The sequence below is a fragment of the Agromyces sp. GXS1127 genome (genome assembly GCF_050565425.1).
Classification (GTDB): domain Bacteria; phylum Actinomycetota; class Actinomycetes; order Actinomycetales; family Microbacteriaceae; genus Agromyces.
On the sequence record NZ_JBOCIG010000003.1, the window covers coordinates 1 to 13,323 of the forward strand.

11 protein-coding genes and 1 pseudogene are annotated in these 13,323 nt (G+C 72.0%); 10 read left to right on the forward strand and 2 right to left on the reverse strand.

Annotated elements, in window-relative coordinates:
- Positions 1–72 precede the first annotated feature (72 nt).
- Positions 73–744 (reverse strand): annotated as a pseudogene (locus tag ACQ393_RS05510) (DDE-type integrase/transposase/recombinase); the annotation flags it as partial.
- Between the two features lie 150 nt (positions 745–894).
- Between ACQ393_RS05510 and ACQ393_RS05515 the strand changes: the two are divergent.
- The 10 genes from ACQ393_RS05515 (at position 895) to ACQ393_RS05560 (ending at position 12,790) form a co-directional block, all read left to right on the forward strand.
- Entirely contained in the window at positions 895–2,007 is a 1,113-nt protein-coding gene (locus tag ACQ393_RS05515; RefSeq protein ID WP_430645826.1) for an Rv2578c family radical SAM protein, read from the forward strand.
- Positions 2,008–2,126: 119 nt separating this feature from the next.
- Complete coding sequence (locus tag ACQ393_RS05520; RefSeq protein ID WP_430645827.1) at positions 2,127–3,482, forward strand: sensor histidine kinase; 1,356 nt, start codon at positions 2,127–2,129, stop codon at positions 3,480–3,482.
- A gap of 8 nt (positions 3,483–3,490) precedes the next feature.
- A complete protein-coding gene (locus tag ACQ393_RS05525; RefSeq protein ID WP_430645828.1) occupies positions 3,491–4,618 on the forward strand; it encodes a hypothetical protein in 1,128 nt (375 codons plus the stop codon).
- Positions 4,608–5,270, forward strand: a complete 663-nt coding sequence (locus tag ACQ393_RS05530) for a response regulator (RefSeq protein ID WP_430645829.1) — start codon at positions 4,608–4,610, stop codon at positions 5,268–5,270. The genes ACQ393_RS05525 and ACQ393_RS05530 overlap by 11 nt, the downstream gene beginning before the upstream one ends.
- Positions 5,270–5,887: a thymidine kinase gene (locus ACQ393_RS05535; protein WP_430645830.1), complete on the forward strand. Its 618-nt coding sequence runs from the start codon at positions 5,270–5,272 to the stop codon at positions 5,885–5,887. The genes ACQ393_RS05530 and ACQ393_RS05535 overlap by 1 nt, the downstream gene beginning before the upstream one ends.
- Before the next feature lie 172 nt (positions 5,888–6,059).
- On the forward strand, positions 6,060–7,538 hold the full coding sequence (locus tag ACQ393_RS05540) for a sugar transferase (RefSeq protein WP_430645831.1): 1,479 nt from the start codon (positions 6,060–6,062) through the stop codon (positions 7,536–7,538).
- 66 nt (positions 7,539–7,604) lie between these two features.
- Entirely contained in the window at positions 7,605–9,413 is a 1,809-nt protein-coding gene (locus ACQ393_RS05545) for a DUF4012 domain-containing protein (RefSeq protein ID WP_430645832.1), read from the forward strand.
- A 49-nt stretch (positions 9,414–9,462) separates the two neighbouring features.
- Positions 9,463–10,338, forward strand: coding sequence for a glucose-1-phosphate thymidylyltransferase RfbA (gene rfbA, locus ACQ393_RS05550; protein WP_430645833.1), 876 nt, complete (start codon positions 9,463–9,465; stop codon positions 10,336–10,338).
- Positions 10,335–11,345 (forward strand): dTDP-glucose 4,6-dehydratase, encoded by a 1,011-nt coding sequence (rfbB, locus tag ACQ393_RS05555; protein ID WP_430645834.1) that lies wholly within the window; start codon positions 10,335–10,337, stop codon positions 11,343–11,345. Before rfbA ends, rfbB begins: the two co-directional genes overlap by 4 nt.
- Positions 11,342–12,790, forward strand: a complete 1,449-nt coding sequence (locus ACQ393_RS05560) for a sugar nucleotide-binding protein (RefSeq protein WP_430645835.1) — start codon at positions 11,342–11,344, stop codon at positions 12,788–12,790. Before rfbB ends, ACQ393_RS05560 begins: the two co-directional genes overlap by 4 nt.
- On the opposite strand, the gene ACQ393_RS05565 is transcribed toward ACQ393_RS05560, so the two are convergent.
- Positions 12,782–13,291: a GtrA family protein gene (locus tag ACQ393_RS05565; RefSeq protein ID WP_430645836.1), complete on the reverse strand. Its 510-nt coding sequence runs from the start codon at positions 13,289–13,291 to the stop codon at positions 12,782–12,784. The two genes, ACQ393_RS05560 and ACQ393_RS05565, sit on opposite strands and share 9 nt — an antisense overlap.
- Positions 13,292–13,323 lie beyond the last annotated feature (32 nt).

Below are 13,323 nucleotides of genomic sequence, written 5' to 3' on the forward strand. Positions count from 1 at the left end.
TTGGGCACGATGACATCCTTCCAGCCCGTCCCGCAGGACAAGCCAACTCAGATGTCACCTACTCGTGCAGCAGACCCCACGACGTGACGGGTTCAGCGCGGTCCCGTTGTCGGACAGCAACCGTTGCGGGACGCCGTGGGCAGCCATGGCCTTGTCGAACACGAGGACAGCGGCGTCGGCGGTCTCGCTGTGCGCGACGAGAGACGCGACGGCGTAGCGGGAGTGGTCGTCGATGAGTTGGAAGATCACGCACTTGCGGCCGCCGGTGAGGACGTACTCGGTCGCGTCCAGCTGCCAGCACGCGTTCGGCGCCGGGTACACGAATCGGCGCCACGCCGAACGCGGCTTCTTCTTCGGCTCCGCCCGCGCGACGCCCGCGTCGCGGAAGATCCGCGCCAAGGATGCGACCGAGGGCACCGGGGTCAATCCCATCGCCCGCATCCTGTCGTGCACGCTGATGGGCCCGTGATCCAACCCGGATGCTTCCAGCGACGCCCTCACCGCCACGGCGCGGGCCTTGACGTCTTCGGTCAGGCGCGTTGGGCTCGAGCGTGGGCGTCGGGAGCGGGGCTCGAGGATCGAGGCCGGTCCGTCGTCCAGCGCCCGCCGGCGCAGCGCGTAGAACGACTTCCGGGAGATGCCGTGTTCGGCGCAGAACGTCGAGACCGCACCCCGAGGCGCATCCTCGGGCCACTGGGCGATCGCGAGACGAACACGAGGGTCAATAGGTTCACTGGCAGCCATCCCCGCAGACTCGCCGCCGAAGTGTCACCCCAACAACCGAGGAAGCGTCACCAATGTCCTGAGGCAGAACTGTCACCGATGTCCTGAGATATGACACGGCGATCCGTGCGTCGGCTTGCCACACGTTCGAACATGTGTTCGAATGAGCCCATGCGGTGGAACGGGCAGGAACTGGGCGTCGAGCAGGAGGGCACGCTGCCGGGCCTCGCTCGCCTGAACAACCTCGTCCGGTCGGTACAGACGCCCGAGTTCACCGGGCTGACCTTCCACGAGGTGCTCGCGAAGTCGGCCCTGAACAAGGTCCCCGGCCAGTCGTACGTGCCGTTCGGCTGGACCATCAACCCCTACCGGGGCTGCAGTCACGCATGTGCCTACTGCTTCGCGCGGCCGACGCACGAGTACCTCGACCTGAGCCCTGGCGACGACTTCGACCGGGAGCTGATCGTCAAGGTCAACGTGGCCGACGTGCTCCGGCGCGAGCTCGCTCGTTCGTCGTGGCGGCACGAGCCGGTCGCCCTGGGGACGAACACCGACCCCTACCAGCGTGCGGAGGGGCGCTATGCGCTCATGCCCGGCATCATCGAGGCGCTCGCCGGCAGCGGCACGCCGTTCAGCGTGCTCACGAAGGGCACGCTCCTCCGTCGAGACCTGCCGCTGCTCGCGAGCGCGCGCGAGCACGTGCCGGTCGACCTCGCGATGTCGATCGCCGTGTACGACGACGAACTGCAGCGATCGATTGAACCCGGCACCCCCACGACGGCGGCGCGCCTGGCCACGGTCACGGCCGTGCGCGAGGCGGGCTTCGACTGCACGGTCTTCCTGATGCCGATCCTCCCGTATCTCACCGACACGCGAGCGCACCTCGACGACGCGCTGCGCCGAGCGAAGGCCGCGGGTGCGACCAGCGTCATCTACTCGGCGCTGCACCTGCGCGGTTCGGTCAAGCCGTGGTTCTTCACGTGGCTCGCGCGCGAGCATCCCGAACTGGTGCCGAAGTACCGGGCGATGTTCCCGGGCGCCGCGGCCTACGCGCCGAAGGCGTACCGCGAGTGGCTCGCCGCGCGCATCCGACCGCTCATGCGCGCGCACCGACTGGAGCGCGGTCGGGAGGACGCGGTCACGGGCGGGGTGCAGTCCTCGGCTGCGACCGGCGCGGAGCGCGGGCCCGGCGGGTCGGGAGCGGCGCGGTTCGCTGCCCGTCGGCGCAGCGAGGTGACGGATGCCGCCGCGCTCGCCGACGCCGCCCCGGCGATGCTCTTCTGAAGGCACCGTGGCAGCGGACGCCCGGCGCCGCTGCACGCGATCGACTTCGGCGGCGACCGCGGCGGATGCGATAATCCGGCCAGCGCCGTGTTCCCCCGCACGGCGGGATCGGAGCACGAATGACCCTCGGCCTGCCCGAGCACCTCGCACGCGCGTCCCTCAGCAGGGCGCTCGCGAGTGCCGGTCACGCCGCCGGCGCCGTGTGCCTCGCCGCCGCGCTCATGGTCGCCCTGGCATCCGTCGTCGTCGATCCTGACCCCGACGGCATCTCCGACCGGCAGACGGCGCTCATCGCGACCGCGATGGTCGTCGTGCAGGCGCTGCTCTACGCGCTCGTCACGCTGAACCCCTCCGTCACGCTCACCGTGACCTACCTCCTCGGCGGCACGGCGGTCGTGTTCGGCCTCACCACGCTGGTGATGCAGCCCGACAACGGCTTCGAGACGACGAACAACGCGGTCCTCGCGATGCCGAGGGTGGCGCTGCTGCTCGTCGGCGGCGCGGGGATCGGATCGCGCATCGCGATCACGTGGGCCGCGCTCGGATGGGGGCTCGGCGAAGCGGCGAGCCTGCTCGGTGCGGCGATCGTCGGCGGGGCGTGGGCGCCGAGCGTCGCCGCGGCCGCGGCGCTCGCGCTGGTCGTGGTCGCGCGGGTCTACGACTCGCTCACCCGGAGCGAAGGGCGCCGTGGGACGGCCCTGCACCGGGCGAGCCAGCAGACGCGCGAGCTCGTGATCCGACACGACTACGAACTGCGCGCGATCGCGCGCCTGCACGACACCGCCCTCAGTCACCTCGTCGCCATCGCGGCAGCCGGCTCGGGCCCGGTCGACGAACGGCTGCGCGCTGCCATCGGCCACGATCTCACGCTCATCGTCGGCCGCGACTGGGCGGCCGAGCACGCCGGGCAGTCCGACGTCGCGCTCGATGCCGCAGGGTCCGCGACGCGCGTGGGCGCTCGCGTGGGGGGCACGGATGGCGCGGGCGCGACCTCCCCCGGGCCGGCCGTCTCGCCGTCCGCCGCCGGCGCGAGGACGACCGCGGAGTCGGGCGGCGCGGACCGGCCGCGCGGCGCCTCCGCCGCGACATCCGACGGTCTCGACGACGCCCTCGCGATGGCCCGCGCCTCGGGCCTCACCGTGAACCTCTCGGGCTCGCCCGAGGCGCTCGCCCGCATCGGGCCCCAGCGGCGGGCCGCCCTCGAGGCCGCCGTCGCGCAGTGCCTCGTGAACGTGGCGCGCCACGCGGGCGTCGACGACGTCGAGCTCGCGATCGGCCCTGGCGACGGCGAGGTGACGGTCGTCATCGTCGACAGCGGACGCGGATTCGACCCGGATCGCGTGCCCGAGGACCGGATCGGGCTCAAGACCTCGATCCGCGGGCGCGTGGAGCAGGAGGGCGGCCGTGCCCGCATCTGGTCGCGACCCGGCGTCGGCACGACCGTGGTGCTCTCGGTCCCGGAGGGCGGCGCATGATCGGCACGATGCGCCTCACCCAGCAGGAGGTCGACCCGATCGGCGCCGTCGCGGCGGGCCCGCTCGTCCCGATCGGCGCGGTGCTCGCCCTCGGCGCCTCGGTCGCGCTGACCGCGTGGCACTGGGAGGAGGTCGGCTCCCCGTTCGCGGCCTGGCTCGGGATCCTGCTCGTCGCGATCGCCGGCCTCGTCGCCTCGCTCTCGGTGCGGGCGTCCCGGGCGCCGTTCACGGTGGACCGGCTCTGGTACGTCGTGTCGCTCGGCGTCGCCGGCGCGGTCGCCGAGTACCTGAGCACGGTCGGCGCCGACCGGTACCTCTACGACGACTACGGGCCGGTCGTCGTCGGCATGCTGATCCTCTCGCTCGCGCCGTTCTGCACGTGGATCTCGCTCCTGCTCGCCGGCACGGTGGCGGCCGCGGTGCTCGCGATCCTCGCCGTCGGGACGGCCGGCTCGAGCGTGCTGGACGTGCCCGCCGCGGTGCTCGTGGTCGTGAACTCGGTCGCCGTGCTCGCCCTCTCGGCGGCCGCGGCGGCGTACTCGGCGACGATCGTCGGCGCGAGCCTGGAATGGCAGCGGCAGGCGAACGCCACCGCGCTCGAGCGCGACGGAGGTCTGCGCGAGGGCATCGTCCGGTCGGTGCAGCAGGGGCGGGTCTCGGTGCTCGGTCGCGAGGTGCTGCCCTTCCTGGCGCACGTCGCCGCCGCCGACCGCATCTCGGTCGCCGACGCCGATCGCGCCCGCGAACTCGCCGACATGCTCCGCCGCGCCCTGAAGGCGGGGATCGAGTCGACCTGGCTGGACGACCTCGCATCCTCGCTCGACGCGGCCCGCGACATCCGGATCACCGTCGACGACCCGGGCGCGACCGCGTCGCGGCTGCCGAGCGACCAACGCCCCGCACTCACCGCGCTGCTGTCGTGGCTGTCGGCCGACGACCGCTCCGAGTCGATCCGGGTGACCGTGCGAGCCGACGACGGACGCGCGCGCGTCACGGTCGACGCGGTGACGGCGGGCGCCGCGCCGGCCCGACGCGACCTCGACCGGTTCGTGGCGGCCGCCCGAGCGGCGGGCGTGCGCGGCGAACTCGAGCTGTCGCGAGAGAATGTCCGGGTGGAGTTCCGCTATGACGCCTGATCCCGACGCCGAGGGGACCGTGCGCGTCGCCATCCTCGACGACCACGCCCTCATCGTCGACGGCCTCGCCGCGTGGATCGGCGAGCACGCGCCCGACCTCGACGTGGCGATCCGCACGACGCAGTGGCTCGACCTCATCCGGCATCCCGAGTTCCCGGTCGACCTCGTGCTCATGGACCTGCAGCTCGGCGACTCCGTCTCGATCGAGTCGCGGATCCGTGCATGCCGCGCGGCCGGCGCCTCGGTCGTCGTGGTGACCGCGCTCGACGACGCCGAGTCGCGCGAGCGCTGCCTCGCGGCCGGCGCCGACGGGTTCGTCTCCAAGACGCAGCCGCTGGGCGAGGTCGTCGGCCTCGCGCGCCGCGCGCTGCTGGGCGGGCGCGGGGGCGCGGTCGCGGTCGACGGCGACCCGGCGGCCGGCGGGGTGGCCGCGCCATCCGACGCCGCCCTGAGCGCCGCCGAGCGACGTGCGGTCGCCCTCTACGTGCAGGGCCGCTCGACCGCCGATGTCGCCGCCGCGATGGACGTCGGCTACGAGACGGCGAAGACGTACCTGCGCCGTGCGCGCGACAAGTACGCGAAGGTCGGCCGGCCCGCCGGGCGACGGGCCGAGCTGATCCGCCGCGCGGCGGAGGACGGGATGCTCGAGTAGTGGCGAAGCTCTACTTCCGGTACGGCGCCATGAACTCGGGCAAGTCGACCGCGCTGCTGCAGGCCGCCTTCAACTACGAGGAGCGCGGGCATCGGGTGCTGCTCGCGAAGCCCGCGATCGACACGAAGGGCGACCGCGACATCGTCTCGCGGCTCGGCGTCGTGCGTGAGGTGGACTTCACGATCGCCCCGCACGATCCGGTGCTCGAGCTGTTCCAGCGTCACCGCACCCCCGTGATCGAGGAGCACGGCCGCGACGTGAGCTGCCTCCTCGTCGACGAGGCGCAGTTCCTGACCGGGGAGCAGGTCGACGACCTCCTGCGCATCGCGCTGCTCGACGACATCCCCGTGCTCGCCTACGGCATCCGCACCGACTTCCAGACCGCCGCCTTCGAGGGCAGCCGGCGGCTGCTCGAGGTCGCGCACAGCCTCGAGGAGCTGAAGACGATCTGCCGCTGCGGACGCAAGGCGATCTTCAACGGACGGCGCATCGGCGACCGGTACGTGTTCGACGGCGACCAGGTCGCGATCGACGGCGTCGAGGTCGCCTACGAATCGCTCTGCGGCGTGTGCTACCTGCAGGAGAGCGGCGGCCGGCTGCGCGGCCGGCACGGGTGAGCAGCCGCCGGCAGCACCGCCCGTCGCGTTTCTCCCCAGTTCGGGGGGCACTTTCGACCCGGTCCTCCGTTGCGGGGACATCCGGAGATAGCCTAGCCATGCCCGTCGACCCGAACGGCGGGCGCTCGGGGGTCGACATCGGGCCCGCGAGCCACTGCGGCGGAGGTGGTGCATGACCCTCACGCGGCAGCCCACCGAGACGAGTCCGGCCGCGGTGGTCGCCGAGTGGCAGCGCTCCTACGCCCGCCGCCTGCTCGTCACCGACCTCCTCGTCATCGTGTTCGCCGTGTACGGATCGCAGTTCATCCGGTTCGGCACGACCGGCACCTCGCTCCGCATCCCCGGCGTCGACGGCGACGCCGACTACCTGCTCAGCTACGCCCTCGTCTCCGCGCTCCTCGCCGCCGGCTGGTTCGCGTCGCTGTCGATCTTCGCGACCCGCGACCGCACCATCATCGGTGCGGGCACCGCCGAGTACCGCCGCATCGCGGACGCGAGCATCCGGGTCTTCGCGATCCTCGCGATCGGGGCCTTCCTGCTGCGGTCCGAGGTCGGCCGCGCGTACGTGCTCGTCGCGCTGCCGCTCGGCCTCGCGCTGCTCATGACCGGGCGGTGGGCGTGGCGCAAGTGGCTGCTGCGCCAGCGCGCCGCCGGCCGGTTCCTGCACCGCGCCATCCTCATGGGGGAGCGGCAGAAGTCCGTCCACGTCGCGCAGCAGATCGCGCGGGACGGCATCTCGGGCTTCCTGATCGTCGGCGCCGTCACCGAGCACGGCGAGGCGGCGCGCGAGCTCGCGCCCGGCATCCCCGTCCTCGGAGCGTACGACGCGCTCGACGCGGCCCTGCGCGATGCGCGCGCCGACACGGTGGTCTTCACCGGCGCCGACACCATCGACCCGCGCGGCATGCGCGAGCTCGGCTGGCAGCTCGAGGCCACGTCGACGAACCTCGTGGTGGCGCCGGCGATGACGGATGTCGCGGGCCCGCGGATCCACGCGCGACCCGTCGCCGGCCTGCCCCTCATCCAGGTCGACTACCCGGTCTTCAGCGGCCGCAAGTACGCGGCCAAGCGCGCGTTCGACATCGTCGTCTCCGCGCTCGCCCTCGTCATCCTGAGCCCGGTCTTCCTCACGATCGCCCTGCTCGTGCGACGCGACAGCGACGGCCCCGCGATCTACTCGCAGGAGCGCGTCGGGCTCAACGGCGAACGCTTCCGCATGCTCAAGTTCCGGTCGATGGTGGTGGACGCCGAGGCGCAGCTGCCGACGCTGCTCGACCGCACCGACGGCAACGGCGTGCTCTTCAAGATGCGATCCGACCCGCGCGTGACGCGCATCGGCGCCATCCTGCGCCGGTACAGCCTCGACGAGCTGCCGCAGTTCATCAACGTCCTGCGCGGCGAGATGTCCCTCGTCGGGCCCCGTCCGCCGCTCGCGGCCGAGGTGGAGCGCTACGACGACTGGGCGCGCCGGCGCCTCCTCGTCCGGCCCGGCATCACGGGTCTCTGGCAGACGCAGGGCCGCTCCGACCTGTCGTGGGACGACAGCGTGCGCCTCGACCTCTACTACGTCGAGAACTGGTCGCTCACGGGGGACGTCATCATCCTCTACCGCACCGGCCGGGCCGTGCTCCGGGCGCAGGGCGCTTACTGATGGCGTGTCCGGATCGTGACCCCGCTCGGGGCCGTCTCCCGGTGAGCCGCGTCTACGATGTCACCCGTGGGTAGGCGAGGAACGGATCGGCCGAAGCGGCCGCTGGTGAAGAGCGCACGGCTATGGGTGCCGGTGACGCTGGGCGTCATCCTCCTCGCCCTCGTGGGTCTCGGCGTCGCGGGCGCGCAGGTCGCCGAACGCGGCTTCGCCGCGAAGGACGAACTCGAGCAGGCCATCCCGCTCGCCAAGCAGGCGCAGCAGCAGATCCTCGCGGGCGACCGCGAGGGTGCCACGGCGACCATCGACCAGCTGCGGACGCATTCGGCGAAGGCCCGCGAACTCACCGACGACCCGATGTGGCGGTCGCTGGAGTGGGTGCCGACGCTCGGGCCGAATCTGCAGGCGGTGCGCGTGACGTCCGCCTCGGTGGACGACCTCGTCGACGGCGTCGTGGAGCCGGCCACCACGTTGAGCATCGACGCACTGAAGCCCGTGGACGGCGCCGTCGATCTCACCGCGCTGACGCAGCTCTCGGAGACGGTCGACGGCGTGGCCGACACGATCGTCGAGGTCTCGGCCGAGCTCGACACGGTCGACCGTGAGTCGCTCATCGGACCCGTCCGCGACGGGATCGACCAGCTCGACGGCGCGGTGTCGGAGCTGGAGCCGATGATCCTCCCCGCCCGCCAGGCCCTCGCGGTCCTTCCCGGCGCGCTCGGAGCCGAGGGACCACGCAACTACCTCGTCCTCTTCCAGAACCTCGCGGAGGCCCGCGGAACCGGGGGCAATCCGGCCGCGCTGCTCCTCGTGAACGTCACCGACGGCCGCATCAGCATCGCCCGCCAGGCGTCGAGCTCGGACTTCCAGAACGGCCGGGCGACGCCCATCATCGAGCTCGATCCCGAGACCGAGGCGCTCTACGGCGACAAGATCGGGCGCTACATGATGGATGTCACGCTGACGCCCGACTTCCCCGAGAGCTCCGAGCTGATCAGGGCGTTCTGGGCCGAGTCGTTCGGCGACCAGGTCGACGGGGTGGTGTCGTTCGACCCGGTCGCGCTCGGGTACCTCCTCGGGGCGACCGGTCCCGTCACGTTGCCGACCGGCGAGAAGCTCACCGCCGACAATGCCGCGAGCCTCGTGCTCAACGAGGTCTACTCGATGTACGAGGAGCCCGAGGACCAGGACGCCTTCTTCGCCGCGGCGGCCGGTTCGGTGTTCAAGGTCCTGACCGCCGGGGGCGGCGACGCCGGTGACCTCGTCGAGGCGCTGAACCGGTCGATCGACGAGGACCGGCTGATGTACGTCCCGTCCGACGCCGACGAGGCCGAGTACATCGCCGGCGCGCGAATCGCCGGCACGCTGCCCGCCGACAACGCCGAGGAGAGCGTCGTCGGCGTGTACGTCAACGACATCACCCAGGGGAAGATGGACTACTACGTCCAGCTCGATGTCGCCGCGTCGACGGACGCCTGCACCGTCGACGCCGGCGCGGCGCCGACCTTCTCGACGAGCGCCACGCTCACCAACACCGTCCAGCCGGGCGACGTCGACGGCCTCGCTGCGTACGTCGCGACGGGCAAGTACTTCCCTCGGGGCGACATCTCGACCGACCTCGTCCTGTACGGACCCGTCGGAACCACGTTCGGATCGGTCACGGTCGACGGGAAGGCCGTCTCCGCGACCCCCCTGCCGCACCTCGGACGCCCCGCGGTGAAGGTCAACGTCCGGAACACGCCCGGCGCGTCGCACGCCGTCACCGCGACGTTCACGGGCGAGGCCGGCGCGGAGTACGGCCCGCTCGAGGTCAGGCACACCCCTCTCGTGCGGCCCGCCGGGATCACGATCGACGCCCCGGGCTGCACCGAGGGCTGACCGCCGATCGCCGCGTGCGCCACCCGCGGCTCGGGCAGAATGGGACGCGATGAAGGGCATCATCCTGGCCGGTGGATCCGGCACCCGCCTGCACCCGGTCACGATCGGCGTCTCGAAGCAACTGCTTCCCGTCTACGACAAGCCGATGGTGTACTACCCCCTGAGCACGCTCATGCTCGCAGGGATCCGCGACGTGCTCGTCATCACGACACCGCACGACGCCCCCCAGTTCCATCGCCTGCTCGGCGACGGATCGCAGTTCGGCATCGCGATCTCGTACGCCGAGCAGGCCGCACCGGAGGGGCTCGCCCAGGCGTTCGTCATCGGTGCCGACTTCATCGGCGACGACGAGGTCTGCCTCGTGCTCGGCGACAACATCTTCTACGGCCCCGGGCTCGGAACCCGGCTCTCGCGATTCCGAGGGCTCGACGGCGCGGCGGTGTTCGCGTACCGCGTGGCCGACCCGGCCGCGTACGGGGTCATCGAGTTCGACGCCACCGGGCGCGCGATCTCGATCGAGGAGAAGCCTGCGAGCCCGAAGAGCGCGTACGCCGTGCCGGGCATCTACTTCTACGACAACGACGTGGTCTCGATCGCCCGGTCGCTCGAACCCTCCGCCCGCGGCGAATACGAGATCAGCGACGTCAACGCGGCCTACCTCGCGGACGGACGCCTCGAGGTCGAGGTCCTGCCTCGCGGGACCGCGTGGCTCGACACCGGCACGGTCGACTCGCTGTCCGAGGCGACCGAGTTCGTGCGCACGGTGGAGCGCCGTCAGAACCTCAAGGTCGGCGCACCCGAGGAGGTGGCCTGGCGGCAGGGCTGGATCGACGACGACGCGCTCCGCGCTCGGGCGGCGGACCTCAGCAGGTCGGGGTACGGCGCGTACCTGCTCAGCCTCATCGAACGCGGAGGGAGCGCATGAGCACGCTGCTCGTCACGGGCGGGGCCGGATTCATCGGCTCGAACTTCGTCAGGCAGGCGCTCGAGCGGACCGACCACGACGTGCTCGTCCTCGACAAGCTCACGTACGCCGGGAACCTCGCCTCGCTCGAGGACCTGCCCTCCGACCGGTTCCGGTTCGAACGCGGCGACATCGCGGACGCCGACCTCGTGGCCCGCCTGGTCGGCGGACTCGACCCGGCGACCGACGCCATCGTCCACTTCGCCGCGGAGTCCCACAACGACAACTCGCTCGAGGGTCCCAGGCCGTTCATCGACACCAACGTCGTCGGCACCTTCACGCTCATCGAGGCGGCGCGTCGGCGCGACATCCGGTTCCACCACATCTCGACGGACGAGGTCTACGGCGACCTCGAACTCGACGACCCTGGGCGGTTCACCGAGCTGACCGCGTATCGGCCGTCCAGTCCGTACTCGTCGACCAAGGCGGCATCCGACCTGCTCGTCGCGGCGTGGGTGCGCAGCTTCGGCCTGCGTGCCACGATCAGCGGCTGTTCCAACAACTACGGCCCCTTCCAGCACGTCGAGAAGTTCATCCCGCGCCAGATCACCAACATCCTCCGCGGGCGGCGGCCGAAGCTGTACGGCACCGGGCGCAACGTCCGCGACTGGATCCACGTCGACGACCACAACAGCGCCGTCCTCGCGATCCTCGAGCGCGGCCGCATCGGGGAGACGTACCTCATCGGGGCCGACGGCGAACGGGACAACCTCGACGTGGTCGGGACGATCCTCGAGGTGATGGGTCGGGATCGCGACGCCTACGACCTCGTGGGCGACCGGCCGGGACACGACCTCCGGTACGCGATCGATGCGTCGAAGCTGCGCGCCGAGACCGGGTGGGCCCCGGGGACCACGGACTTCCGTGAGGGACTCGCGCGGACCGTCGAGTGGTATCGCGCGAACGAGGCGTGGTGGGCCCCGCAGAAGGATGCCACCGAGGCGCGGTACGCGGAGATCGGACGGTGAGCGGCGAACCGAGCCGGCTCGGCGTGCACGAGACCGCGATCGCCGGGCTGCTCGTCGTCGACCTGCCGGTGCACCCCGACTCCCGGGGCTGGTTCAAGGAGCACTGGCAGCGCGAGAAGATGGTCGCGCTCGGGCTGCCCGATTTCGGGCCGGTCCAGCAGAACGTCTCGTACAACGCCGCGGTCGGCACCACGCGCGGGTTCCACGCCGAGCCGTGGGACAAGTACCTCGGCGTCGCGACCGGCCGCGCGTTCGGCGCGTGGGTCGACCTCCGGCCGGGGCCGGGCTTCGGCACGGTCGTCTCCCGTGAACTGCATCCCGGGGTCGCGGTGTTCGTGCCCCGCGGCGTCGCCAACGCGTTCCAATCGCTCGAACCGGACACGGCGTACACCTACCTCGTCAACGACCACTGGTCGGCGGATGCCGCGTATGCCGCCGTCGACCTCGGCGATCCCGCGCTCGGCATCGACTGGCCGGTCCCGCTCGACCGGGCGGCCGTCTCGGAGAAGGACCGCAGGAACCCCCGGCTCGCGGATGCGGTGCCCGTGCCGCCGCGCTCGACGGTGGTGCTCGGCGGCAGCGGGCAGCTCGGCCGGGCGCTCCGCGAGACGTTCGCGGTCGAGGACTCCGGCGGCGGTGGCCGGTCCGTCCGATTCCCGCTCCGCGAGGAGCTCGACCTGTCGGATGCCCGGACGATCGCCGCGTACGACTGGAGCGGCGTCGGCACGGTCATCAACGCCGCCGCCTACACGGCGGTGGACCGCGCCGAGGGGGAGGACCGGGCGGCGGCGTGGGCGGTGAACGCGGCCGGCGTCGCAGCGCTCGCCGATGTCGCCGCTCGGCGGCGGATGACGCTCGTCCACGTCTCCACCGACTACGTGTTCGACGGATCGACGTTCCCGCACCGCGAGGACGAGTCGGTCGCGCCGCTCGGCGCCTACGGCGCCTCCAAGGCCGCGGGCGAGTTCGCCGTCCGACGGGTTCCGCGGCACTACCTCGTCCGCACGAGCTGGCTCGTGGGCGACGGCCCGAACTTCGTCCGGACCATGCTCGACTGCGCCAGCACCGGCACCGATCCCGCGGTGGTCGCCGACCAGACCGGGCGGTTGACCTTCGCGGACGAACTCGCCCGCGGCATCCGTCACCTGCTCGACCGCGACGCCGAACCGGGCACCTACCACCTCTCGAACGGCGGCGCCGTCGTCACCTGGCACGAGGTCGCGCGCGAGGTGTTCGCGGCGGCCGGACACGATCCCGATCGCGTGCGCGCGGTGACGGCCGAGGCCTACGCGGCGGAGGCCGCCGCCGACGGGCGCGCGGTCGCCGCGCGTCCGGCGCACAGCGAGTTCGACCTCGCGAAGATCCGCGCTGCCGGCTTCGACCCGGAGCCTGCGTCGTCGGCGCTCGCGCGCTACGTCGACCGGGTGGTCACGGCGTCAGCGTGACGATGCCGAGCCCGCCGGCCGTCCGGCCGGCGGCGCGGCCTCAGTCGTCGTCGCCGCGTTCGGCCGGCGAACGCCGCGGAAGACGACGTAGTGGTACAGCACGAACCGGAGCAGCACGACGACTACGATGCTCGCCAGGTTGATCGCGTTCACCGCGAGGGGGCCGGCTTCGCGACCGAGCATGGCGGAGGCCGCCACCACCCCCGCCCAGACGATGAGCGCGCCGAGCGCCGTGCACGCCGCGTTCACGATCACGAACAGCGTGATCTCGACCGCCCGGGAATGACCGCCGCGATCCCGGAACGTCCACTCGCGATTGCCGAGGTAGGCGTTGACGAGGGCGACCAGCGACGCGGTGACCTTCGCGACCACCACGTCGGCGCCGAGCACGAGGTAGAGCAGGTTGAACACCGCGATCTCGATGATCGTGCTGATCGCCCCGACCGTGAGGAACCGGGCCCCGAGCCCGGCGAGGCGGCGCCACCGATCGTGCTTCGACATTCGACTACGCTACTACGCGAGCCGACACCGCC

Excerpts from the sequence above, each read along its gene's own strand:
- ACQ393_RS05515 (WP_430645826.1), top strand. The coding sequence starts at position 895 with ATGCGGTGGAACGGGCAGGAACTGGGCGTCGAGCAGGAGGGCACGCTG.
- ACQ393_RS05520 (WP_430645827.1), top strand. The coding sequence starts at position 2,127 with ATGACCCTCGGCCTGCCCGAGCACCTCGCACGCGCGTCCCTCAGCAGG.
- ACQ393_RS05525 (WP_430645828.1), top strand. The coding sequence starts at position 3,491 with ATGCGCCTCACCCAGCAGGAGGTCGACCCGATCGGCGCCGTCGCGGCG.
- ACQ393_RS05530 (WP_430645829.1), top strand. The coding sequence starts at position 4,608 with ATGACGCCTGATCCCGACGCCGAGGGGACCGTGCGCGTCGCCATCCTC.
- ACQ393_RS05540 (WP_430645831.1), top strand. The coding sequence starts at position 6,060 with ATGACCCTCACGCGGCAGCCCACCGAGACGAGTCCGGCCGCGGTGGTC.
- rfbA (WP_430645833.1), top strand. The coding sequence starts at position 9,463 with ATGAAGGGCATCATCCTGGCCGGTGGATCCGGCACCCGCCTGCACCCG.
- rfbB (WP_430645834.1), top strand. The coding sequence starts at position 10,335 with ATGAGCACGCTGCTCGTCACGGGCGGGGCCGGATTCATCGGCTCGAAC.
- ACQ393_RS05565 (WP_430645836.1), bottom strand. The coding sequence starts at position 13,291 with ATGTCGAAGCACGATCGGTGGCGCCGCCTCGCCGGGCTCGGGGCCCGG.